A 23711-nucleotide genomic window follows, 5' to 3' on the forward strand; every position below is an offset into this window, starting at 1 on the left:
GGTTTTTTTGTTGGAAACGAAAGGCCGCAAAGCCACAGGCTGCGCGGGTTCTAGGCATTATGCGGAGTAACTGTCCGCCAGAGGGTGAAAAAGCAGGGCGCTGCTCGAGGGTGTGGGGTTTTGGGGTTGCAGGTTCTGCGGCTGGTTCTGCTCGTTCAAGCGCCGGGGTCTGCCGTCAGGTGCAAGTCACCGAGCAAAAGGGGGGATTAGTGGTATTAGTGGGATATTTCCTGACCCCTATATGAAATATGTCATGACAGTTTTCCCCTTGGGGTTGGAAAAAATACCAATAATCCCACTAATCCCCCTCTTAACGTAAAAGCCCCAGCGGGTGCTGGGGCTGTTGGTGGTTAAAACCGCATGGTCACACGCCAGCCGGGTTCCTTGCGCTGCTGGTCGCCCGGGTCAACACGCAGCCCGGCGACTACGCGCCCTTTGTGCCTTCGGAGCCATCCGGCAAAGTATCTGCCGTTAAACCCACCGCGCGGCGGCGCAATCTCGCACACGGCCTCAATGAATGCAGCCTCGGCCTTGGTTTGTCCGAACTCGCCACCGGCCACCAGCTTGGCAATTTCGCGCACCTTGACTTCACGGTCGCCGTACAACTCCCACCAGGCTTGCAGCACTTCAATATGCTGCTGGTGATAGGGATCTTCGGCCTTGCTCAGTTGCAGCACTTCCACCGGGTCAGCCATAGGGGCAGGGGTGACGCCCTCACGGATCAGCCAGCACACGCACTGGCGCACCAGGCTTTCCCATTCGTCGAAGCTCCCCAAGCCACCGGCAGCGATTACGGGCGCACCTTCCCACTGATAAGACAGCAGCACGCTCAGCAGGTCGGCCCGGTAGGCGTCCAGGCGGTCGCGGATCAAGTCTCGGGGGTTGAACGCGAACTTGCGGCGCTCGGGTGACTCGCAATCGGCGTCCAGGCCAATCGGCAGAATGCGCCGGAAGGTGTCACCGCCTGCCGTGACGTTGTTGCCGTTGAGCACCCACAACACGCGGTTGATTGCGCTTCGAGTTTCGGACTGGCCCAAAATACGCCCCTCGGGTTCGGCGCTGGTCAGAAACACGCACAGGTCAGCACTGTCGATAACGCCTGTCAGGTTGTCCAACACAGCACCGGCCCGGCCCGTCAGCAGGATGGAAAACAGGCGTTTGCCGATTTCCTCCGGGTTTCCCTCGGGCAGCGGCATTGCCTTTTCGGGCGCACCGGCCAGCATCATCAGGCATTCAGACAGCAGGGTTTTGCCAGTGCCTGCCGTATAGGCCCGCACCAGGTAGCCCGGCGCTGTCGGCAGCGCAGCCCGGCAAACGGTGGTCAGCAGCGCAGCCAGAAACACGCCTCGGCTTGTGTCGCTGTCGAACGGGAACAGGGCGAACGGTTCCCATATCCGGCGCAATGCCTCGGCCAGTCCGGCCCGGTCGAGCGGGTGCGGCACGGGTCGGCTGTTGCTATCGCTCAGGTACAGCAGGCCGGTCGCCTCATCAAAGCCTGGTTGAGTGATAACGCTGCCGTCCGGGCGCATCACGGGAAACGATACCAGGCCTGTGACTTTCGGCAGATCCCACGCACCACGGGCAGCCATGACACGGGCGGCCACCTTGTCGGGGCAATCGCGCACTGACCATTCGCCGCTTCGGCCATCGAACACCAGAAAGCGGAAAGCGCCCTCGAGGTACGTTTGCAGCCACGGTTTTTCAACGGTCAACAGCTCGCCATCAGCCAGGCGCATCAGACGCCCCCCGCGCTCGAATATCTCGCCATCCAGTGCCAGGCGCTGCATGATCTTGGGCAGTACCTGGGGCAGCTCGCCTTGTTGCAGCTTTAACTGCTGCACCGGACGCAGCAGACGGTAACGGGTGCCGCCATGCGCGTGACTGTAAATGTACGGTGCGCCACCGCTTTTCAGGTTGGCCCAGGCAATCCGCTTGTCGCCGTTGGAATAATCCGGCTCGAGCGGATCATGGAAACGCTCGCCGTGCCACTGGTCGGGGTTGTCCAGCAGATCCCCGACCATCACGCGGCGGCCACTCGAGTGGATCAGCTCGAAGTCACCAAACAGGCGGCCACGCTCCACGGCATCACGCAAACGCTCGCGGGCTTCCTGTTGCTCGGCTTCGGGCAGGTCAGCCACTGCGGCCAGGCGCTCTTCAATCCATGATTCACGCGCTAGGTGGATTTCGGCCAGCAGATCATCACAGCCACGCTCTGCGGCCTGAATGTCGGCCAGTTGTTGGCGCTCGGCTTCGGTTAGATCCGGCAGGGCTTGGGCGGTGTCCAGCGGCGCGGCGTCATTGTTCAGCGCCTCGGGTGCCGGTCGGCGTGCCTCAAGCGGTGCAATGCACACAGGCGGCGCGGCAAAGTCGAGGCGGTTGGTCTGCCACACGCTGGCGTCCACGGCGGCGCGGCTTAGGGTCTTGCCTGACTTGCTCACCACATAGCGGCCACGCCCGGCCAGCCACAGGCGTTCAAACAGTACCTTGCCTGCTCGCGGAATATCGCGGGCATCAGCTACCAGGACATACAGCCGCTGCCCTCGAACGCCTGTTATCTGCTCGCCGGTTTCGCTGTTGTGAATGCAGCTTGAACTGCTCACGCCCCACACACAGGGCGCATCAGCCAGAGCGGGTGCGACCTTGCACAGCAGCGCCAGCCACTGGTCACGGGTCAGCGGTTCATCACCGGGCAGCGGGTCGCCGTCCAGCAGTAGCCAGCCCGGCCCGGCGTGCCATTTGAAAGTTTCCTTTGTCCGGGCAATCGTTCCAGCGGGTGCGGTCGGCAGTTGCGCTTGTGTGACCACAGGCGCGGACGCTACAGGTGGAAGGCCGAAGATTAACGCCTGGTTGCATTCCATTTGCTCGAGCGCGGCGGCCAGGTCGGCAGGGGTCGGCAGATCCACTACGTTGACGTGACCGGCGACCATTTCCCCGGCTTGTTGTTTCACCGGCTTGTCGTCCTTGATCTGCCACAGCTTGGTCAGGCGTTGGGGGTTGCTGCTGGTGGCGATGGTTAGGGGTGCGGTCATTGCAGCACCTCCTGCCGATACGCAATCGACACTGTGCCGGACTCGCACGCTTCCCAGATCATCAGAGCGGTGGCAATGATGGCGTTGAACTCGTCACTGAATGACTGATCGGTGTGGCGCTCGATGTTGTCAAACAGGGTGTCCAGACGTATGCAAAAGCCTGTTATGGCATCGGTCTGCGCCTTGGTGGCGGTAGTGATGCAAACGGCATTGCTGATCGCCTGATAGACCAAACCGACCAGCTCGAAAGCTATGGTATTATCAGGGTGCGTATTTTTCGGGCTGGCCTTTTGGTTGGCCTTTTTCTTGTCTGTCATTTATGCGGCCCCCTGCAATTGCTGGATCTGATCCAAGCGCCAGCGGGTACAGCCAGGTGACAGCTTTACAGGTTGGGGCAGTCGGCCTTCTTTTACCCAGCGCCAAACAGTTGAGCGGGAAACGGCAAACGCGGCGGCGATCTGAACGTCAGTGATGTATTGCGGGGCGAGTGTTGTGCTCATGTCGGTTTCTCCAGCACCCGGCACGCACACACAAAAAAGGCGATGCACGGGCTGCTAATCAATATCGATCGATTCGCTACCCATGGCATCGCCACAGTGCATTCAGATTGTATGCAGTGGGCGGCAAACACTAGCCAGCGGTCGATCAGTTGCTGATCCGCATAGCCAGTGGCCTCGCCACTTTTATGAGCTAAACCAAAACCCTCTGCCATGGACACCGGCTCTGCCGGAACGCTTACGCGCTGGGGATGACATTCGCTCAAGCTGCATTAAAACGGCAGGGGTTGTGTGTCCTGTCGTGTGTCACACTATATCTAGGGTTTTTGTTGGGTGTCAAGCCGTCCTGCTGCTGTAGTCTTACCTGCCAGATACTCACCCCACGCCTGCATCAGTTCGCGGCGTTCCTCGAGCAATTCATCCCGCGCATAGGCGGCGCGGGTCTGGTCATTGTTGACGTGCGCCAAGGCAAGCTCTGCCCATTCATCCGGGAAGCTCGAGCGGTTGCCGTCAGCCATCACGCGGGACGTGCTGCGGCGGCTCCAGTCCTTGAAGCTCGAACGCGCCGTGCCGTGTGGCGTAGCAATGCGCCCCTGATCCGGGTCAAGGTAGCCTGCGCCCCCTGCTTTGGTCTGTGCTTCGTGCATGTCGCGGATCATCTTGCCCAGGGTGGCATCGGACAATTCCCGGCCCTTGAAGCCCGGAAACACAAGGTCAGCGGCAGAACCACGCGGCAGGCGCTCCAGCAGCGCCACAGCAGCGTCAGACAATGGCACCTTGTGCGGTCGGTCGGCTTTCATGCGCTCGGCACTCAGCGACCACACACGGGCTTTCAGGTCGAACTCGCCCCAGGTCGCGCCCCTGACTTCACCCGACCGGGCAGCGGTCAACACAGCGAACTCCAGAGCCACGGCGCTGATACTGGTGCGGGTTCGCAGATCCGCCATGAATGCCGTCATGCCATCCACCGGCACGCGCGGGTGGTGCTTTTTCCCTCCGGCCTTTTTGCGGACGGCGGCAGACTTGGGCAGCAGCTCCCGCAGATTGCCTTTCATGTCGGCAGGGTTCGGCCCGGATCTCAGCTCCGCAGCCGTGGCGTAGTCAATCACGGTGCCGATACGCTGGCGCACACGGGTTGCCGTTTCGTGCTTGGTTGTCCATATCGGCGACAGCAGTTCCACTATATGCGCCGTGCTGATCTCGGCCACCGGCAGGCGTCCGATAGTCGGGAAGGCGTAAGTCTCGAGCGTGCCAATCCACTGGGCGGCGTGCTTGGGGTTGCGGAACTCAGACTCGCGCACCTTGAAGCACTCCCGCGCCACCTCCTCGAACGTGCGAACCTTGGCGATCTGTGCCAGCCGTTCGGCCCGTTCGGCCTTGCGCTGCTCCACCGGATCAATACCGGCCCGGAACTGCTGCCGAAGCTCTGCGGCTCGCTGGCGTGCTTCGGATAAGCTAACGTCAGGATAGCCACCCAAACCGAAGTCGCGGCGCTCGGCAAATGGCTTGCCGTTGCTGCTGATACGGATGCCACCAGTGGCCAGACGCAGCACCCAGGAACGCGCCACGCCTTCGGCATCCTTGCCGCGCTTGGCGGTCACGCGCAGCGCCAGCCCGTTGACTCCACCGACCGGGTACAGTCCCGGCTTTTTGAGTGCAGCGATTTGTTTATCACCCAGCTTTTTGGCTTCCCTCGGCATGACCGTTTCCCCTATTGTTTCCAACAAAAAGAATTGGACACAATGCTATGTCATGCGACAAGGTAAGACAAGGAAAACTAGCGTAGCCCAGTAACTGCAAGGCTTTCAGGTGTTTTGATTAGGTGCAGGGTGTCGCATGGTGTCGCGTAAAAGGCAGACTGTCCCTCCGCCAAACAAATAAGAAACCGGCCTTGTGCCGGTTTTTTTATTTCTAATGCCCAGCCCTTTTCGGTTTATCAGTACAACATTTCCTCCAGCCATTAATTCCTCGACTTGCTCTGCTACGCTGGAGTTGTCAGGCGCGCTGTTGCCCTGCATTGCGCCCGAACCTGAAGTCAGCAAATCTACTACCTTGGAGGGATACAGCTCGTATTGAGCTGCAGCTAGACTTGCGTTACGACAATTAGACCGCAGGCACTACATATGTGCACGGACGGCACTACGGCTGCTCCTGAACCAGGGGGCTTACCGAATCATGACCGCGTCTGATTGCTCGTGCTGGCCGATCCCAGTGAGCCAATGACCGGTCTCAGGAGATCGACATGGACACTCTTTTGCGCAACATCCGCCTCAGCCGCAAGTTACTGCTAATTCTAGCCTTGCCGATGCTGGGGTTCATCGTTCTGGCCGGTTTGCTCATCAATGACAGCCTCAAAGCGCTGGATATTAATCGCCAGATCGTCCAGGCGACTGTCCTCGCCGAGGATGTCAGCAACCTGGTCACCATGTTGCAGCGTGAACGTGGCGGCAGCGGGGTATTCATTGGCAGCCAGGGCCGTTCGATGCGCGAACAGTTGTCGGTCTTTCGCGCCGATGTTGACCAGGCGTTAGCCAACCTGCGACGCAGCGCGGCGGCGGATCAACGAGTGCAGGGTATCCTCGGACAGTTTGGCGAGCTTGAGGTTTTGCGTCGCGAGGTCGATGGGCTTGGTATCAGCGGCCGTGACTCGGGAGCCCGTTACACCCGCCTGATCCTGGAGCTTATCGGTTTCACCCATGCTTTAGGGGAAGATGTGAACGATGTGGCGCTGGCCCGGGCGTTGGGATCGCTCACCCAGTTTGTTGAGATGAAGGAACGGGCCGGGCGGGAACGGGCCTTGCTGGGCGTGGTCTTCAACCAGAATTACTTCGACTCGACGCTATTGTCGAGTTTTAGCCGTAATCTGGGCGAGTTTCAGGCTTATTGGGAGGTCTTCCAGCGTAGTGCCGATGTTGCTTTTACCCGTCAGTATGAGCAGCTCATACAGCACCCTGGCGTTCAGGAAGTGGCGCAACTGCAGCAACTTGCCTTCAGCGTGAGCATGGGGGAGCCGTTGAACGTCAATGCTGAACACTGGTTTCAGAAATCTACCGAACGTATCGACATGATGGCCGAGATTGAGCAGGGCTTGGCGCAGGCGGCCAACCGCCTGGCAAGTGCAGGCTATGCAGCGGCCATGCGTTCGCTGGTGCTTACCCTGGTGGCGGTCGGCGTGGCGTTGTTGGCCGTGCTGCTGCTGGCGTTCGTCATCATCCGCAATATCAATCAGGCGGTGACCGAACTCAATCGCTCGCTCGGCAGCCTGGCTCAGCGCGACCTGACCGCCCGTGCGAACTACCACGGCACCGATGAGTTCGGCCTGATCGCTGGCAACCTCAATCGTATGGCCGATGAGCTGAACCGGGTCATCATGGAAATCGGCGGGGCTACCGTTCAGGTCGCCACTGCAGCCGAGGAGGCCTCGGCCGTCACCCTGCAGACCAGCCGGGGGCTGGACCAGCAACGCCAGAGCACCGAACTTGTAGTGACCGCCATGCACCAGATGAGTGCTACGGTGCGCGATGTGGCGCGCAGCACCAATGATGCTGCGGCGTTGTCCAGTCAGGTCAACGACCATGCTGCCCAAGGCCGGGAGGAAATTCGTCAGACGGTTGCACTGATTCAGCAACTGTCCGAACAAGCGCGAGAAACAGCCAAGACTATCGGCGAAGTGAAGAAAGAGAGCGCGTCGATCTCTTCGGTAATTGACGTGATCCGTGGCATAGCTGAGCAGACCAATCTGCTGGCCTTGAACGCAGCCATTGAGGCTGCCCGTGCCGGCGAGCAGGGCAGAGGGTTCGCGGTGGTAGCCGACGAGGTGCGCTCGCTGGCACAGAAAACCCAGGAGTCGACAGGCTATATCCAGAATATGGTGTCCAACCTTCAAAGCGGCTCGGATAAGGCTACCCAGTCCATGGACATTACTCTGGCCACTGCCGAATCGGGTTCGGCGCGGGTGGCGCGGGCTGGTGAACTGCTGGCGGAAATCGCCGAAGGCGTGGCGGGTATCAATGACCGCAACATCCAAATCGCTTCGGCCGCCGAGGAGCAGAGTTCGGTAGCCGAAGACATCAACCACAATGTGTTGTCGATCAACGAAGTGGCCATCCAGGTCAGCGCTGGGGCTGAGCAGACCGCCGCGACCAGCCACGAGTTGGCTCGCCTTGCTGAGAAGCTGCAAGCGCTGGTCGAGCGTTTCAGGACTGCTTAGTTCAGGTCTTGGTGGAGTGGTAAGAGCGGTCGTCTGCAGGCTTTTAAACCTCCACAAACGACAATAGCGCCGTATTCACTTGCTCAACCGCTTCGCTCTGAATCCAGTGGCCTTTGCCTGGCAGCATGAGGATTTGCAGATCGGGGATTCGTTTGCCCATCATTTTTCTCAGCCTGTCTTCATCGGCACCGCGGATGGTGCTGTCGCCGCTGCCAACAAGGAATAGCACTGGGCAGGTAATCTGGTGCTCACGGTATGGCTGCATCAGGCGCCAGTTCTCATCCAGATTGCGGTAGTAATTGATGCCGCCAGCGAATCCACTATGCCGGTAGGTGTCGATGTAGTAGGCCAGTGCCTCGTCGCTCAGCCAGGCCGGCTGCTGGCGTGGTTTGCCCAGACGGCCGATCCAGCCACCACCTTCGCTGATTGAACGGCCAAGGATCGGCGGATGCCGAGGGGTATCCGGTGAACAGTAGAGCGCGCGCAAAATGCCCTCCGGGTCGGCATCGAATTCGGCTTCGGCGACACCCGGCTGCTGAAAGTAAAGCTGATAGAAGAAGTCGTTCTGGAAGTGTTCACGCAACTGGGTAATGGGCGAGCGCTCGGAGACCGGGTGCAACGGGACGCTCATATTGACGAGCCTGGAAACCAGTTCCGGGTGGCGCAGGGTGAATTGCCAGCAATTGATTGCGCCCCAGTCATGACCAATCAGCACTACTGGGGAGCCACCGCTGGCCTGGAGCAGCAGTTCGCGCATGAACTCGCAGATGCGCACCGCGTTGTACTGCTCAATCGAATCAAGCGCATCGGTTTCACCAAACCCGGGCATGTCCGGGGCAATGGCGCGGTAGCCGGCATTGGCCAGTGCGACCATCTGCCGGCGCCAGGAGTACCAGCACTCGGGCCAGCCGTGAATGAACAGCGCTACCGGCCCCTGACCCAGGCAAGCTACACGGGTACTCAGATTGCTGACAGTCCAGTTCTCGAGGGTGATGTCTTCAACAGTGTACATATCCGTTCCCTGACTTGTGATTGGGGGCTTAACGTGCCGATAGACAAAGCATGACAAATAGCTGGATCAAGAGCAGCCAATAACACCTGGGTCTATTGGAGGTCATAAGGTAGGGCGTCAGGGGTGCTCCCTCTTAAGGGGTACGCGGCTGCCTCTTTTTAGTCGCCAGTGTGGTTGTTTCGGCTGCTAAGCTGGCTGCATTCGCCAGTAGAGATCAGAGGCCATGACAATTCAATCCTATGCCGACTTTATTCAGGCCGCGCGCAGCCAGAGCGAGCCGCAGCGTCTGCTGTTCGTGTTCGCCAGGGCCGAGCTTCCGGAAGGGGCGACCGAAGAACAGCGCTTGCAGTTTGAGCAGGGCATCGGCGGGGCGCTGAGCCCGGTACTCTGTGTCGACAAGTTACCGCATCAGGCGGCGAACTTTGCCGATCTGGTGGCCGAGTCGCAGCAGACCGGGGTGCATTGGGATCTGGCGTTCGTTTCGGCCATGAGTGGACGTGGGGGCATAACGCCGAACAGTGATGAGGCTGAGCAGCCGCTGAAAATGATGATGGAGCAGATCCAGGCCGGCATGGTGGCGCAGTTTCTGGCGATCAGTCGTGCTGGTGAGCTGATCGAGCTTTACTGAATGTATGGTCCAGCTGGCCGGTCGCTGGGGTTGTTTGTAATACCAAACCTCCACGCGATCCGGCCATTAATCTGAATCAAAGTCGGGCCAGGGACTCTCTGGCTTGAGTGATTTCCGCACGCTCGCTGTCATGTGCTGCACTCATGGTGATCAGGCGCTGGTAATAATCACGAGCCTTGCTTGAGTCGCCACTGGCTTCAGCTGCACGGGCGGCGCCATAGAGACCGCGGAATCGATTGGGATCGCGTTGCAAGGAACGTTCAAACTCCTCCAGAGCCAGGGTAGCCTGCCCGTTGCTCAGCAGCATTTCGCCAAGCAATTCGCGCGAGGGTACAACATTACCGGGTGTTACTGGGCTCTTGTCGCTTGCGTCTTCAGCATCCGCCGCCGCACGCATCAGTTGTAGGGCTTCGTCAGTGTGCTGTTCGCCCAAAGCGATCCAGGCACGTACGGCGTTGATCTGAAAAGCACTCTGGCCGGCCCAATAGCTGTTGTTGGCCTCTGCCAGCTTGGCCTGTAGCGCCTCAAGCTGTTTTAGGTCGCGCCGTGCTGCGGCAAGATCGCCAGTCCGTGCTGCGCCCAGGCCGCGGGTGAATACCAGAATGCTTTCGGCTTGCGGAAACCGCTCCCAGGCCAGGCTGGATGGTTTTAAGGTGAGTGCTGCGGCCTGATTCCAGTCGCCCCGTTCACTCGCGTAACGGGCAGGCATGGCGGCAAAGGCATACGCGGCAACGAAATTTTCCACATTGACCTGCTGAATCGCTGCGGCTTCCTCAACGAGGCGCAGCGCAGCCTGATCCTGGCCCTGTTGCATATGGCCGTAGACCATGTAATCCATGGCATGCAAGGCGTCGTAGGCTCCGATACCCAGAGTCGTCTCCTTGAGTTCGTTCTTGGCGGCCTGGTAAGAGGCCTGGTTGCTGTCGACTACCTCCTGCCACATGCCAAGCCGGGTAAAGATATGCGACGGCATATGCAGGGCATGGGGAACATCGGGAGCTATGTGGCTATAGGACTGCGCTGCCTCGAGGCCTTTATCAACCAGTTCGGCGTAGTCGTAAGTATGGATCAGGTAGTGTGCTACGCCGGGGTGCTCAGGGTAACGCTCGAGTAATGGTTCCAGAATCGCAGCAGCCTTGTACTGGTTGGTGAAGCTCTTGTCCGCTGGCTGCGCGGTAATGTTCAGGGCCAGGGCATAGAGGATTTGTGCTTCAACATCTTCCTGGTACTTGTTGGCCAGAGCCTCCATGGCTTGCTCGTAGGCCAGGGCGCGAGGGCGAAACTCGGTGGTTTCCCAGTTCTCGAACAGATTGCCCAGCGCAGCGATGTAGTCACGCTCACGTTCACTTGTGGCACTAATCTTTATGGCCAGCTCAGCATCCGGGGCACCTGCTTTTGAGGCGTTCGGGTTGGTTGCCCAGGTGAAGGGATTGCCCATGGACATTATTGATAATCCCCAGTGAGCCATGCCGCACTCAGGGTCTAGCTCCAAAACAGTGGTAAAGGCGGACTTGGCGGGGTCGAACCAGAACGAATGGAACAAGGCCATCGCTCGGTTAAAGGCCTGCTGCGCTTCAGGGTTGCAGGATACTACGAAGTTTACTTCGCCTAGTCGCTCGACAGCCTGGTCTGGTTTGGTGTCAGCCAGAGCGGTACTGGAAAGCAAGCAGGATGCTGCGCTAAACATGAACGCGTTGATCAGATGTATGCATTTCATTTTGGGCCTCCCGGGAGCACGAGGAGTCTCGTGACAGGAAAAGGGTGGGAGAGTGGTGTGGCAGGTGGTGTTATGTAAGGTTAGTTGAAATGCAGCGCTTGTCGATTTGCCGGTCAGGCTAAGGATGATCCAGTTGGCTACTTCAAATAGCGACCCGATGCAGAATGACGGCAAACACCGGAACCAGCATGCACAGTGCGCCGGCCCAGAGCATGCCGATGCCGCGGGGATTGTCGCGCAGACCGAAGCCCAGGCCGAGCAGGGTCAGGCCCAGCAGGAACAGTATCAGTGCGTACCAAAAGTAGTCGGTATCCATCAGCCAATCCTTGTGTCGCGGGTCATTATCAGCCTGGCTTGTGGACCCTGGCTGCTGAAGCCAGAGCCCAGCTCCTGCTGACAGTCTAGGCGCTGGCGCCGGAGCGTATGTTGATCCGGGTCATCTTTAGCCTGTTCTGCCCATTGTTATCGCCAGTCAGCATAAGGCGACAGCGGCTCAACGGGCATTGGCAGGTTGCCGCGCCAGGGTTTGAGCGTATAGCGCAGGTACATGAAAGCCTGGCTGGGGGCGTAATCCTTGCTGTAGGCCCAGTTGATCCCACCGCCCAGCACCAGATGATCAGTCAGGCGGCGCTCACCCATGCCCTGCATGCGCAGGCCAACACCACTGCTGTTGCTTGAGTTGTTGAACTGGCGTGCGCCAGGGTCAGGGGTAAAGCCTGCGGCAGTGATGCGCTCAGCAGCGCTACTCAGATACAACCGGTCACCGCCATCGTATTTGGAGGTTGACCAACCAACCGAACTCTCAAAAGCTACCGACCAGTTGGCGGTGCGTCGGGCATAACTGAAGGGTATCCCAACAGAGAAGTAGCGTTGGGGGCTGTAGTAACCACCTTGGCCCAGGGTGTATTCGTCGAGCCCTTTGTCGTAGCCCCAGTACATTAGGGTCAGGCCGGTGCGCATGCGCTCGTCGACCCGGTCGATCAGGCGGTAGTAATAACCGGTCATGGCGGTCAGGCGCTGATTGTCCTGAACCTTCTCGCCCTGCAGGCGGTGGAAGCCGAAGCTGGCCCAGATGCCATCAACGCCGCCCTGGTCATGGCTAAGACCCAGAGTCAGGCCGTTGGCAGTGACGCCGCCCCAGGAGGTGCGAGTGACCGGATCCACTGCACCGGCATAGGACAGCACCGAGTTGCTCATGGGCCGACGCGAGGCGGTCAGGGTGTAACCCAGGGTGCGCCAGTCACCACGGTAACTTAGCCCGCCTAACCAGTTCGATAGTTCAAAGCCGAGCGGGGAGTGGCCGATATCCCAGCCCCAGCGTTCACCGGCCCAGCCCACGGCCAGGCCGGTGCCGGAGGTGCTTTGTGAGGGAACCTGGCAACCTTCGATGGTGAAGTTACAGGTGCCGAACAGGCTGTTTTGCCCGGGCTTGCTGACATTCAGGTCGACATGCTCGGCCTGTACAAAACCGGTCCCGCCATGCACAGGTGCATCGACGCGCAAGATGGTGGTCTGGCGCTTGAGGTCGGACAGCCCGGATACGTCGCTGTCGCTGCGCCAGCCGTAATCGTGTTGCAGTCGTACAGTCGGGTTCTGTTGTTGATACAGGCTGTCCACGCTGCTGCGCAGGCTGCGGGTCAGCCAGTCATCGTCGTCCTTGAGTCGGCTGGCGGCGGTCATTTGCCGATCATTGCGCGGGTTCACCGCGCCGGGGGCCAGCAAACCGTTGGCAGCCATACCCTGAGCGTAGAGGTCCAGTGCGCGCTGCGGGTCTTGCTGGGCGTGCAGGCGAGCGGCGTCACGGTAGAGCAGGGCGTCGGCCTGGCCGCTTTCGATCAATTCGTCGAATATTGCATTGGCGGCAGCCGGGTTGCCCAGGCCGGCCAGTGCGTTGGCGTAACGCCGGCGGTAGTTGACGCTGGTGTCTTGCGGGAGTTCCAGTTGCTCCAGCGTCTGGCGGGCCTGGACAGTCCGACCTTCTGCGGTCCAGGTTTCCACCAGCCCGAGGATGGCGTCCGGATTGCCGGGCTCCATTTCCAGCGCTTGTTGGTAATAGGCTTCGGCCTGGCGATAATCCCCGGCCAAGTAGCGCCAACTGGCGACGGTAGCCAGATCGCCGGCGGTGGGATTTTCCAGCAACATGGCAATGGCCTCGGGTTCCTGGCCAGCATCGCGCAGTGCGTAGGCTTCAGCCAGGCGCTGTCTGCGGGCAATTCGCTCGGCCAGTGCCTGCATTCCTTCGCTCCAATCAGCTTGTGGAATGGGGTGCAGCGTCGCCAGCGCTTCCTGGTCGCGTTGCAGACCGGCCAGGTAAAGGCCGTGAGCATAGCGGGCCTCGGGGTTGGCGCCCTGGCGCTGCAGCAGCCTGCTGAACTGGTCGTCGGCTTCAGGCATACGCCCTTGTTCGGCTAGCAGGTTGGCCAGCCGATAGGTGGTCCAAGGGGCGTCGGGCGAGAGACGAACACTTTGTTGGAGCAGGGCGATGGCCCGGTCCCAGTCCTGTTGCTCCAAAGCGCTGTCAACCTGAGCCTGCAGTTGTTCCTGCACGACACTGTTGCGCAAGTCAGCGTAGCTGGCCCGTGTTCCTGCCGGCAGTGAGTCAATGACCTGCAAAGCCTGGTCGGGCGAGCGCTGGCGATAGAAGTCAACCAAGGTATAGATGAGCCGACCGTTGGTGGGTTGTTGTCGTTGAGCCTGACGCAACAGTCGCTCGGCGGCCTGGTCGTTGCCTTGTGCCAATTCGACGTTGGCCAGACCGATCAGGCCGTCGACGTGATCGGGCTTGGTTTGCTGGGCCTGCTGGTAGGCCTGGCGGGCGGCACTGTAGTTGCCAGCCTCAAGGGCGACATGGCCCTGTTGCAGGAACAGCAGGCTGCGGTTGAAGTTTTTCAGGTCTTCCCACTTGGCCAGCCAGGCGCTTTCCTGTTCGTATCGCAGAGCATTGGCAAATGAGGTGGCGGCCTCCTGATAACGGCCCTGATTCATCTGTACCTGAGCAAGATGGCCATGCAGATTGCCGTCATTGGGATAGTTGCGCAGGGCCTGGCGCAGCAGCGGTTCGGCGGCGGCATGTTCGCCGCGATCGACCAGGGCCTTGCCACGTGCTCCGGCTTGCCAGGCCGGATCGGCCAGCAGGCGTTGCTGACGGCTGAGGTTTTCCTGGGCGTTAGTCAGTAGCGGGGAATCGGGATAGCGTTCTACGAATGACTGCAGGGCCCGCACAGTGGATTGGCTGATCGGCAGATCGCTGAGGTGGTTATATTCCAGCTCTGCGGCCTTTTCCCTGGCTTGCGGGTCGGTTGCCAGTGCCTGCAGTGTAGTGAGAGCTTCCTGAGGGCGATCCTCGGACATCAACAGACGGGCCAGGAGTTCTCTCAGTTCCCGGTTGCCTGGGTATTGGCGGTCCAACTCCTGGAGTTTCCGGATTGCTTGCGCACGCTGTTGCTGCACGCCGCTCAGGGTGCGCCAATACTCCAGTGATAGGGCAAAGTCCGGTGGCTCGTCGCCGAGTAAGGCCTGGTAGCCTGATGCAGCTTGCTCGGTGTGGCCTGCGGCGGCCAGCAGTCGGGTTTCCTGCAAAGCCTGTTGGCCCTCAGGCGTATACAGGTGGAGCATGGTTTCGGCACGCTTCAACAGACTGGAGCCGGGCGCTCGCTGGCGCAATTCGGTGAGTCTGAAGTCGGCCGCTTCCCGGTCACCCGCCTGCAACTCCTGCGTCAGCCTGGTTATGACAACGTCAGGGTGTTCCGGCGCTATCAGTTCGAGACGCCCTAAAGCGTCTTCAACCAGATCATCGCGATACATGGCCTGGCCTGTGCGCAGCCGCTCGACCAGCCATTGCTGTTGATCAACGGCTGCGTCCGGCTGTGCTACTGCTGTGTTTGACAGGCCGCTGAGCAGCAAAACCCAGGTGGCCAACAGCTTACGTCCGGCTAATTGTGGCATGGCGCTGTCCAGGCCGGCTGTAACCGACCTGCCTCATCGAAGCGATAACGTTGTTCGTCCCAGCCTTGGCCAAACAGCAGCAATGACTGGTTGTAGTAGGCATCCTCGGCGGGAGGGTGCTGAATCAGGCGTTCGCGTTGTGCCTTCAATTGGTCGTCGTAACCCTCCAAGGCTTGCAGCATGGGCAGTAGTGCTGCGGAAAATCCGGCCGGACCCTGACCCTGGGTTTCGCCGCTCAGGCTGTCGACTGCTTCCGGTGGTAGCCCCTGACTGCGGGTCTGTTCGAGCATGGGTTGAAAGTGCTTGAGCAGTTCCGCCCGACCGGGGGCCTGCGGTGCGAGCATGCCGATCCACAGATAGACCCGAATGGCGTCATAACTGCCCTGGGCCTGATCTTCGGGTATGTGCACTCCCTCACCTATGCGCCAGTGCAGCCAGTTCGGGGCAAAGCCCTTGGGCGAGCCAAGCAACATCAACTGGTGACTGTTGGTGGCCAGCTCGGCCCAGACGCCGGCTATCTGGGCAAATCTTTGCAGTAACTGCGGAGGCAGGTAACTGGGGTTGAAGCGCCAGCCTTCGCTGGTCTCGAATCCACGGTCGCCGGGTAGCAGCATCAGACCCAGATCGGGGACCACACGCAGGCTCTGCGCGGCGGTACGCCAGAGCATTTCGGTGCCGAGCCGGGTGTAGTCAGGCTCGTCCCAGAGCCTGCCGGCTTCGAGCAGACTGTAGGCGATCCACAGGTCGGAGTCGGTGGCGTTGTTGCTGTCGAGCACCCGCCACTGACCTTCGTCGTCACGCCCCCATTGCCAGGCTGGCAGCTGTTGGCTCAGGTCGCCGCCAGCCAGGTTGTTGCTGGTCCAGCGCACGAGCTTGTCGAAGCTTGCCCGGTCGTTGGCCACCAGGGCGAAGAACATGGCATAGCTTTGCCCCTCTGAGGTAGTGATCAACTGGGCTGATGAGCGGTCAATGATGCGCCCGTCCTCGTTCATCATGGCCTGGCGGTAGCGCTCCCAGGCCGGCCACTGGCACTCAGCAGCCATGAGTTGCCAGGGCAGAGCCAGTAGCGACGCGAGTGCCAGGGCGCGCATAGTTGTCCTCAATCCTGTTGGTGCAGACGTCGTTCAGAAACCCAGCGCAGTGCCTGCCACAGCAGGAATGCCGCCAGCAGCATGCACAGGACCGCCATGACCGCCAGCCAGACCGGGTGGTTGGACAGCAGATACCAGAGTTTCAGCCACCAGGGCAGGTAGCCGACGAAGTATTGCGGCCCAACCAACTGGCTCTGGACGCCACTTTCGCGGATCACCGCCACCGAGCCACGTACTGCATCCAGCTTGCCCGAGTCGCCCAGCGTTTCACGCAGCAGGCTGAAGTCGGCATCATCGTTGGCCATGAAGGCCACGACGCTGCGCTGGTTGTGGAATGGCGACTGCATGCCGGCAATGGCCGCAATTGGGGCGCGGGCGGTGACGTCAACCCGTGAGTCAGCTGGGAAGGCGGTATGGTCGATACGGTCGACTTTTTCCCGCAGCGGGCTGGAGGCATGCATGATCCAGTCGCTGGAGCGCTCAAGAACCAGGTTCAGATCGGAGCGGTCATGCAGGTCGGGAGCCAGTGAGCCCAGAACCAGCAGGTCGGCGTTGGTCTGCCGGGCGGCACTCCAGTCGTCGCTGATCTCGAAGGCCATGGCCGGGTAGCCGGTCCGGGCACCGACGCTGGCAAGAATCTCCAGCAGTGTAGAGAGCTGGACGGCGCTGGGGGCGCTGGGCACGATCACCAGGGTTTCCGAGAGGTCAGCCATACGGCTGAACGGGAAGCCGCTGTGGGCGAAGGCCCAGAGATCCGGCATGGCCATGTAGTGGTAATAACCGGACAGATCGATGCTGGAGTCTTCATCGATCAGGGCGCGGGTATCGACCGGCAGTGAGGTCTGACAGAAGTCGCGCTGGGCGCTGCCGTAGGTACTGGCAAAGCTGAAGTCATAGCGCAGGGTGTTGCGGGCGCCAAGCTTGAGCGAAGGGACCAGCAACCGATCCTGGGCATTGGCGGTTTCTACCGCGGTGACGGCCAGACGCATGCGCTCAAGACGATTATGAGTGCCGCGCGAGAGTGACAGACTGGTGATGAACTGGTCATTGAGGCTGATGCTCAGACGTGATTCATCTTTGGTTGCCGGCGGTGTGTAACGATATTTGGTCTGCAGGGGAATGCCCTGGTTGCGCCAGACGAACAGATCTGGCGGCAAGTTGATGTCCACTGTGATCGGTCGCGGTTGCAGGCCGGAGGTGTGCAGCTGCGTTGGGTAGTCGATCAGCTCGGCAAAGCGCACGGGGCGGTCGGTCGGTGTCCAGTTGGGCGCGTCATAGGGTTTGCGCGGCTGCAGGGTTTGCACCTCGTTGATGACGACCCGCGAACCACGGAACAGGTTGCCGCCCAGGGCCAGAGCGCGGGCACCGTCGAGCAGATCCTGCTCATCCCGGCCCCAGATCACCAGCACTTTGCTGTAGCTGTGCTCGGGGTGGTCGATCAGTTCGACCACAGGGGCTTCTACCGCTGGGAAACGTTCCAGGTCAGCGAGGAAGCTCGGACGCCGGTCATTGGCCGCGAACACAACCGAGCTATGCACTTGGTCCCGGTTTACCCCGGTTGAGGGCAGGCGATCAAACAGTACCGGGAACTCCGTGCCACGCCAGCCGGCCAGACTGCCGAAATACGAGGCCAGAACCCCGGCAGCCTTCTGCTCACCGAGCGTGGGCTGATCGTGAAAGACCATGTGAACCTGGGTCTTACCATGATCGCGGGAGTCGAAGAACGGCAAGGGGAAAAATGCCAGGTCATTTCTCAGGGCTACGGCATGCTCGCGTAGGGAAATCTGGCTGCCGTGGGCGACATTCAGCCACAGCGCGCTGTTGCCCGGATCTTCGCAGATGTCGGTGTAGTGACCGATGAACTCCAGGCGCACCCGGTTGAAGTCCGACAGCAAGTAGGGGGCCAGGGCGACCTGGCGGCGAGTCCGGGTACCCAGTTGCTCTTCATCGATAACCACGGTGCCCATCAGCACGTCGTTGAGGTAAACCCGCAGGTGCGACAGGTTCGGCAGCAATGCTGGCGAAGGGGTGTAGTCGAGCATCAGGCTGGCGTCACTGGCTATCCGGTCACGACGCAGGGTGAACTCGATCTGCTGGCTGTTATGAATCCCGAGCAACAGGCTGTCTCTGGGATCACCCAGTTCGCCAAAGGTACGGTTGCTGATCCAGGTCGGCGTGCGCACAACCTCTTCGGTAACAGGTTGCGCAGTCTCGTCTGGCAGAGAGTCTGCTTCTTGAGCGTTGACACTGGCCAGGGCCAGCAGCGCGACAGGGACGATCAGAAGATATTTAAAGCGGCTCATATGTTGCCAACCGTTGCTGTGAAGTGGGAATGGTGACGGGCGCAGGGCCGGTCGGCCAGCGCGGGAAAAAACTGCCGATCCAGGCCAGCAGGGACAGAATCGGGTCGATGAATATACGCAGCCAGGCCGGCAGGAACTGATACAGCCGGTAATAGCCTTTGGCACCGACTCGCAGCATGTCCATAAAACTTTGCACCGGGCGTTCCGGGCCGTTGTCCAACTGCCAGTTCAGCCAGGCGTCGGCACGGGCGAAGGTGCACTGGACGAAGTCGATCTTTTGCTCCTGACTTAGTTCGGCAAAGCGGATCCCGACAAACCGTGCGTCGCTGCGGCTGATAACACCGGGGAAGGTGAACTCCTGATCGCCACGGCGCATCAGCAGGGATACCTCCGAGCCAATCGGCAGCGACAGGCTGGTATTGAGTACCAGACCAACCCCGCCGCCTGAGTAATCCTGCAGAACTCCGGGGTAGAGGTGCCCGCTGCCAAGCTTCAGAGCGGCCGGCAACTTGACCTGAACGCGATGGTTTTCACGTACCTGCCGCACTTCGGCAGCAATCGCCACGGCGGCGCCGATCAGCAGCAGGTTGTAGAGCACCCAGAGCGAGGTGATGATCACAGTGCCGACTTCCTGCGGCGGGCCGTAGAGAAAACGCCAGACAGCAAACCCCAGGCCGGTGAAGTTCAGCGCTGCCAGTACCAGGTAGGGGCGGGCGATTTTCCAGTCGAACTGGTTTGACTCGATCAGCCCGCCTTTGGCGGTGACATTGAACTTGCCTTTGCTGGGGTTGATCAGGGCAACAGTAGTTGGGCGGGCGATATACCAGGCCAACACTGTTTCGTAGACCTCGCCCCAGAAGGTTTTACGATGCTGGCCCTGCATTCGTGAACTGGTCAGGCTCGAGTGCACCATGTGAGGTATCACGTACAGCACGATCATCAAGGCTGGTGCGTAAATGATGTAGGCATGCAGAAGCAGGAAGGCCAGCGGAGCCAATAGGAAGATCAGGCGCGGTAGGCCGGCCAGAAAGTGCAGCATGGCATTGGCGTAACAGATCCGCTGGAACAGGCTCAGGCCCTTGCCGAATAAGGGATTGTCGATACGGAAGATCTGCGCCATACCGCGAGCCCAGCGAATCCGCTGGCCGATATGCGCGGACAGGCTTTCGGTTGCCAGACCCGCCGCCTGGGGGATACGCACATAGGCCGAGTTCCAGCCACGCCGGTGCATACGCAGGGCGGTATGAGCGTCCTCGGTCACAGTTTCCACCGCGAAGCCGCCAATCTCTTCCAGCGCCTTGCGCCGCAGTACGGCGCAGGAGCCACAGAAGAAGGTGGCATTCCACATATCGTTGCCGTCTTGAACCAGCCCGTAGAACAGCTCGCCCTCATTGGGGTTGCGGCGAAACACATTGAGGTTGCGCTCGAACGGGTCCGGAGACAGAAAATGGTGTGGGGTCTGGACCAGCGCCATTTTCGGGTCACGCAGGAACCAGCCAACTGTAAACTGCAAAAATGAGCGTACCGGGATATGGTCGCAATCGAAAACTGCGATCAGTTCACCGTCGGTTTTGGTCAGCGCATGGTTGAGGTTCCCCGCCTTGGCGTGGTTGTTGTCGGGGCGGGTGATGTAGCCCACACCGACTTCTGCGGCAAATTTGCGGAACTGTTCGCGACGACCATCATCAAGCAGGTAGATGCGCAGCTTGTCTTTGGGCCAGTCAACACCCATGGCGGCGTAGACAGTGTTGCGGACGACGGACAGTGGCTCGTTGTAGGTGGCGATCATCAAATCCACAGTGGGCCACTGGCTGGAGTCTTTGGGCAGCTCGACAGGTTTGCGTTTCAGCGGCCAGCAGGACTGGATGTAGCCCAGTATCAGGATCAGCCAGGCATAGGTTTCGGCCGCCAGCAGTAACAGGCCGGTGGTCAGGTCGAGCCAGTCGTTCCAGTTCAGTGTTGCGGTGTAGCGCCACCACAGGTAACGACACGAAATCAGCACCGATAGCATGATCATCAGCAGGGTCGGAAATCGCCCTGGCATATGCCGTACCAGCATGGCTACGACCCACAACAGCAACACGAAAACCAGCTGGGCCATGTAACCGAAGGGCTGCGTTATACAGAAAATACCAAGCGCCAGGGTTACCACTCCCAGCAATATATTGACCAGGCGTTGCTGCTGCCGGCTGCTGCGATTCCACCAGTGCCGGCTGCGCTGCATGGGGCGGCTGTCCATGGTTCTGAACGGGACAGACTCCAGATAACCGCGCAGGCGGATGGCAGATGTGCGGTAACCGGCCCGGAATGAGCGCCAGGCATCGCGAATGGCATAGGCCTTGGGTTTGGGTTGATGGTGGATCAGCAACAGCCAGATCGACTGCACTGCATAGCGCAACGGGTCGCCCAGACGCGGCCGCTGGGCGCTGGCGATCTGTGGGAACCAGTAATCGGCATACTTGCGTACCGACCGCCAACTGGGATTTTCCAGGCGCAGAAAGGTCCAGGCCAGCAGGGTACAGAAAGCCAGGAGCAGGGCGGTCAGGGGACCGGCACCGCGCTCTTCGCGCAAGCGACTGTAAGGGAAATAGCGGTCCATCAGGCCGGCTCCCCGCGCAGGGTCAGGCACCAGGTGGCCAGCGTCAGCAGTTCATTGGCTACCAGACTTTGCGGCGCGTGCAGGCCGACCGGAGCCTTGAATGCCAAGGCTTCGCGCATGGCCTCGTCGCGATGAATGATCAAGGGGACTAGGCGGGCAGCAAAACGTTCGCGCCAGAGCAACAGCAGATCACTCTGCAGCCGGCTGGCCGGATCGTGGCGGTTGACCAGCAGCAGCCGGTTTGAGGGCTGTTGCTCAAGCAGGATATGGCAACTGGCGTCAGCTTCGACGACCTGAATCTTGATGTCGCAGTTGCTGGCAGCCGTGTGTCCGGGCAGGCGCTGGGGCAGGTCGAGCAACGCCCAGTCATACTGATCACGCAACTGAGCGGTGCGCTCAGCCCAAAGCCCGGGGGAGCTGGCCAGTTTTTGTTCGACAATCCGCTGTTCTGACGTGCTGACCTTGCCATAGGGCAGTATGCAAAGCCCGGGTTCTATCTCCCAGGCCTGCTCGTGCCATGGTTGACCGTCAAGCATTGCCCGGGCCCAGCCGCCGGACTCGCTAACGGCCAGATTGAAATGCAGGCGCAACAGGTTTTCCGGGCATAGGTCCACCAGTATTACCCGCTCCCCAAGAGCATGTAGAGCGTGCCCCATCGCGGCCAGTAGAGAAGTTACCCCCACACCGCCGCGCACACCCTGAAGACTCAAGGAGATCAACGTGTGATCTCCTGTTCCAGTTCGGCCAGTAGCGGCCAGTAGCTACGGGCCTGTTGCACCCGGTTCAGCAGCGAGGTGTCCTGGTAACGCAGTTCCGGCACCCCAGCCTCTGTCAACAAGCGCCCGGTGTCGTTGGCATCCAGTGCCTGCTCAAGGCCCAACTGACTCAGGGGAAGCGTGCGGGGTAGGGTAGCCATGTCCCATTCTCCTTGATACGAACATAGGGTTTGCCGTCATACTCGAGCACCACAGTGCCGGAGTTTTCGGCCACCCAGGGGGTTTCTGGCAGGTCGGCCAGCAGACTGTCCCATGCCAGTGGGGAGTCAGGGCCAGCGGCATGTAGGCGATGAATGATTTCAGCCAGAGCCAGATAGCTGCTTTGGCCGCCGATGCGTGCAGGCTGATTTCGAGCTTCTATATCCATGCCGATGAATTTGATTGCGACCGGCACATGGGTAATGGCCTGGCTGGGGATTTCACGCATGCCTGAGATCTGCATACGGTCGCCATGCAGGTTGGCGCCATGTTCGGGGACTATCATCACCACGATCCGACGGCCACTGCGTTCAAGTTGCTGAATGAAGGCCGCCAGGTCGTTGACAAGGGTGTTGGCCAACTCCTGATAGTCGGCCCGACGGGTACTGCCATTTGGCAGGACCATGCGGTTGCCGTCATGCAGGGTGGTGGTGTTATAGAACAGGGCGACCGATTCGTCTGCACGGTTTTCGCGCTGTTGCCACCAGCGCGCCAGGACTTCCCTGTCGCGCCAGATTGGCGAGCTGTCGAAGCTGACTACCGCGCGCTGCATGCCGGCGGTATCCAGTTGCGGTTCAGGCAGGTTGCCCTGGGCGCGAACGTCACCGATAAAGTTGTCGAACTGACCATTGTGGTTGAGCAGTACGTTATTGTTGAAACCAAGCTGGCGCAGCTGATCCATGAGGAAACATTGTTCCGGGGTCGAGGCGTACAGGCGCTCATGCGAGGACTGTCCGCATCCGGCCCGCAACAAACGTATGGCCGCCGGGCCACTGTAGGCAGTGGCCGAGTTGAAGTTGTCAAAGATCACGTCCATCTGCTCGAACAGACGGTTTTCCTTCAGGCCAACGGCGCTCAGGTCATCCCAGGCCAGGGAGCAGACATTGAGCAGCAACAGGTCAAAGGGCTCTGCCGGCGTGGCTACTTCACTAAAGTCGATAAAACGCTCGGCTTCACGGTTGTAGAAGTCCTGCAAGTAGCTGTTCAGGGTCGGGGTGTCCGGCTCAGCACGAGGTGCCTGGCCCGGTTGCGTTAAGACTGCCAGTTCGGCACCAGGAATCTGGGCCAGTACTGGCTGATTGAACGGGGTGAAGTCGGTGAACTGCTGCAAACTCAACCAGCCTAAGCCCAACACAGTAAAGGTGGTTAGCCTGACCCAGTGCTGCAGGTAGAGGTACACGACCAACATGACCAGAATCAGAGCGCTTAACTGCCAGTTGATGAAGCGCTCTAACAGCTCCAGCATGTACATCCAGCTGAAGTCGAGCACTCCGGGTTGTTCCAGCAGTCTGGAAAATGGTGGGAACCAGGTGTCCTGGTAAAACAGGGCAACCCCGATTGGAATGGCGATCAGTGTGCGCAAAATCCTAAGTGGTCGCCAGCCGAGTGGGAACAGCAAAAAGGCCGCAAACGCCAGGTTCGGCAGCAGCTGCAGGTTCAGATAGCCGAGCCAATACAGCACCAGCTTGAGCAGGAAATACAAATTCCAAAGCCCCAGCCCAGTCCACCTGGACTCGCTTTGCGCAGCAACGGCTGGCAATTCATAGTTACTCATGCTGGTCACTCGAGTCGGCGGTGGACGTTGGTTCTGCCAGGCGGCGCACCCCCCGATATTTCATGTAGCGAGGTAGCATCAGGCCCTCGATCCAGCGCGAGAACTGCTTCCCGATGCTCATGAGGGCAAATACGACCAGCACAGTTAGCAC

General features: G+C 60.1%; 16 protein-coding genes and 1 pseudogene. 3 read left to right on the forward strand and 14 right to left on the reverse strand.

The features are described 5' to 3' along the window. Positions 1-350 precede the first annotated feature (350 nt). From C2846_RS03385 to C2846_RS03400, 4 genes are all read right to left on the reverse strand, one after another. Positions 351-3029: a hypothetical protein gene (locus C2846_RS03385; protein ID WP_119700662.1), complete on the reverse strand. Its 2679-nt coding sequence runs from the start codon at positions 3027-3029 to the stop codon at positions 351-353. Next, on the reverse strand, positions 3026-3346 hold the full coding sequence (locus C2846_RS03390; protein ID WP_119700663.1) for a hypothetical protein: 321 nt from the start codon (positions 3344-3346) through the stop codon (positions 3026-3028). The genes C2846_RS03385 and C2846_RS03390 overlap by 4 nt, the downstream gene beginning before the upstream one ends. Further along, the gene (locus C2846_RS19030; protein ID WP_119700664.1) at positions 3347-3529 is read right to left on the reverse strand and encodes a helix-turn-helix transcriptional regulator; all 183 of its coding nucleotides are present in this window, start codon (positions 3527-3529) and stop codon (positions 3347-3349) included. Positions 3530-3843: 314 nt separating this feature from the next. Further along, complete coding sequence (locus tag C2846_RS03400) at positions 3844-5226, reverse strand: tyrosine-type recombinase/integrase (RefSeq protein WP_119700665.1); 1383 nt, start codon at positions 5224-5226, stop codon at positions 3844-3846. Positions 5227-5951: 725 nt separating this feature from the next. Between C2846_RS03400 and C2846_RS19035 the strand changes: the two are divergent. Both C2846_RS19035 and C2846_RS19040 read left to right on the forward strand, forming a co-directional pair. Then, positions 5952-6875 (forward strand): annotated as a pseudogene (locus C2846_RS19035) (nitrate- and nitrite sensing domain-containing protein); the annotation flags it as partial. 21 nt (positions 6876-6896) lie between these two features. Then, entirely contained in the window at positions 6897-7736 is an 840-nt protein-coding gene (locus C2846_RS19040; protein ID WP_420848999.1) for a methyl-accepting chemotaxis protein, read from the forward strand. A 43-nt stretch (positions 7737-7779) separates the two neighbouring features. Here C2846_RS19040 and C2846_RS03410 read toward each other — a convergent pair whose 3' ends face one another. Beyond that, the gene (locus C2846_RS03410; RefSeq protein WP_080050584.1) at positions 7780-8748 is read right to left on the reverse strand and encodes an alpha/beta fold hydrolase; all 969 of its coding nucleotides are present in this window, start codon (positions 8746-8748) and stop codon (positions 7780-7782) included. Between the two features lie 223 nt (positions 8749-8971). On the opposite strand from C2846_RS03410, the gene C2846_RS03415 reads away from it, so the two are divergent. After that, positions 8972-9376 carry a ribonucleotide reductase subunit alpha gene (locus C2846_RS03415; RefSeq protein WP_080050585.1) on the forward strand — a complete coding sequence of 135 codons (405 nt, stop codon included), beginning with the start codon at positions 8972-8974 and terminating at the stop codon, positions 9374-9376. Positions 9377-9452: 76 nt separating this feature from the next. Here C2846_RS03415 and C2846_RS03420 read toward each other — a convergent pair whose 3' ends face one another. From C2846_RS03420 to bcsG, 9 genes are all read right to left on the reverse strand, one after another. Then, a complete protein-coding gene (locus C2846_RS03420; RefSeq protein WP_119700666.1) occupies positions 9453-10820 on the reverse strand; it encodes a tetratricopeptide repeat protein in 1368 nt (455 codons plus the stop codon). A 415-nt stretch (positions 10821-11235) separates the two neighbouring features. Continuing rightward, entirely contained in the window at positions 11236-11409 is a 174-nt protein-coding gene (locus C2846_RS18600; protein ID WP_165443748.1) for a hypothetical protein, read from the reverse strand. 146 nt (positions 11410-11555) lie between these two features. Next, on the reverse strand, positions 11556-15038 hold the full coding sequence (gene bcsC, locus C2846_RS03425; RefSeq protein WP_119700667.1) for a cellulose synthase complex outer membrane protein BcsC: 3483 nt from the start codon (positions 15036-15038) through the stop codon (positions 11556-11558). Then, on the reverse strand, positions 15026-16129 hold the full coding sequence (gene bcsZ / locus C2846_RS03430) for a cellulose synthase complex periplasmic endoglucanase BcsZ (RefSeq protein ID WP_119700668.1): 1104 nt from the start codon (positions 16127-16129) through the stop codon (positions 15026-15028). The genes bcsC and bcsZ overlap by 13 nt, the downstream gene beginning before the upstream one ends. A gap of 8 nt (positions 16130-16137) precedes the next feature. Then, entirely contained in the window at positions 16138-18432 is a 2295-nt protein-coding gene (gene bcsB, locus C2846_RS03435) for a cellulose biosynthesis cyclic di-GMP-binding regulatory protein BcsB (protein ID WP_095625453.1), read from the reverse strand. Beyond that, positions 18419-21031 carry a UDP-forming cellulose synthase catalytic subunit gene (gene bcsA / locus C2846_RS03440; protein WP_095625452.1) on the reverse strand — a complete coding sequence of 871 codons (2613 nt, stop codon included), beginning with the start codon at positions 21029-21031 and terminating at the stop codon, positions 18419-18421. Before bcsA ends, bcsB begins: the two co-directional genes overlap by 14 nt. Then, positions 21031-21750: a cellulose biosynthesis protein BcsQ gene (bcsQ, locus tag C2846_RS03445; RefSeq protein ID WP_080050591.1), complete on the reverse strand. Its 720-nt coding sequence runs from the start codon at positions 21748-21750 to the stop codon at positions 21031-21033. The genes bcsA and bcsQ overlap by 1 nt, the downstream gene beginning before the upstream one ends. Beyond that, positions 21747-21947: a BcsR/BcsP family cellulose biosynthesis protein gene (gene bcsR / locus C2846_RS03450; RefSeq protein ID WP_080050592.1), complete on the reverse strand. Its 201-nt coding sequence runs from the start codon at positions 21945-21947 to the stop codon at positions 21747-21749. Before bcsR ends, bcsQ begins: the two co-directional genes overlap by 4 nt. After that, positions 21917-23560, reverse strand: a complete 1644-nt coding sequence (gene bcsG / locus C2846_RS03455) for a cellulose biosynthesis protein BcsG (protein ID WP_119700669.1) — start codon at positions 23558-23560, stop codon at positions 21917-21919. The genes bcsR and bcsG overlap by 31 nt, the downstream gene beginning before the upstream one ends. Positions 23561-23711: the final 151 nt, after the last annotated feature.

This window comes from Pseudomonas jilinensis, assembly GCF_003586265.1.
Classification (GTDB): Bacteria; Pseudomonadota; Gammaproteobacteria; order Pseudomonadales; family Pseudomonadaceae; genus Halopseudomonas; species Halopseudomonas phragmitis.

Excerpts from the sequence above, each read along its gene's own strand:
- C2846_RS03385 (WP_119700662.1), bottom strand. The coding sequence starts at position 3,029 with ATGACCGCACCCCTAACCATCGCCACCAGCAGCAACCCCCAACGCCTG.
- C2846_RS03390 (WP_119700663.1), bottom strand. The coding sequence starts at position 3,346 with ATGACAGACAAGAAAAAGGCCAACCAAAAGGCCAGCCCGAAAAATACG.
- C2846_RS19030 (WP_119700664.1), bottom strand. The coding sequence starts at position 3,529 with ATGAGCACAACACTCGCCCCGCAATACATCACTGACGTTCAGATCGCC.
- C2846_RS03400 (WP_119700665.1), bottom strand. The coding sequence starts at position 5,226 with ATGCCGAGGGAAGCCAAAAAGCTGGGTGATAAACAAATCGCTGCACTC.
- C2846_RS19040 (WP_420848999.1), top strand. The coding sequence starts at position 6,897 with ATGGAAATCGGCGGGGCTACCGTTCAGGTCGCCACTGCAGCCGAGGAG.
- C2846_RS03410 (WP_080050584.1), bottom strand. The coding sequence starts at position 8,748 with ATGTACACTGTTGAAGACATCACCCTCGAGAACTGGACTGTCAGCAAT.
- C2846_RS03415 (WP_080050585.1), top strand. The coding sequence starts at position 8,972 with ATGACAATTCAATCCTATGCCGACTTTATTCAGGCCGCGCGCAGCCAG.
- C2846_RS03420 (WP_119700666.1), bottom strand. The coding sequence starts at position 10,820 with ATGTCCATGGGCAATCCCTTCACCTGGGCAACCAACCCGAACGCCTCA.
- C2846_RS18600 (WP_165443748.1), bottom strand. The coding sequence starts at position 11,409 with ATGGATACCGACTACTTTTGGTACGCACTGATACTGTTCCTGCTGGGC.
- bcsC (WP_119700667.1), bottom strand. The coding sequence starts at position 15,038 with ATGCCACAATTAGCCGGACGTAAGCTGTTGGCCACCTGGGTTTTGCTG.
- bcsZ (WP_119700668.1), bottom strand. The coding sequence starts at position 16,129 with ATGCGCGCCCTGGCACTCGCGTCGCTACTGGCTCTGCCCTGGCAACTC.
- bcsB (WP_095625453.1), bottom strand. The coding sequence starts at position 18,432 with ATGAGCCGCTTTAAATATCTTCTGATCGTCCCTGTCGCGCTGCTGGCC.
- bcsA (WP_095625452.1), bottom strand. The coding sequence starts at position 21,031 with ATGGACCGCTATTTCCCTTACAGTCGCTTGCGCGAAGAGCGCGGTGCC.
- bcsR (WP_080050592.1), bottom strand. The coding sequence starts at position 21,947 with ATGGCTACCCTACCCCGCACGCTTCCCCTGAGTCAGTTGGGCCTTGAG.
- bcsG (WP_119700669.1), bottom strand. The coding sequence starts at position 23,560 with ATGAGTAACTATGAATTGCCAGCCGTTGCTGCGCAAAGCGAGTCCAGG.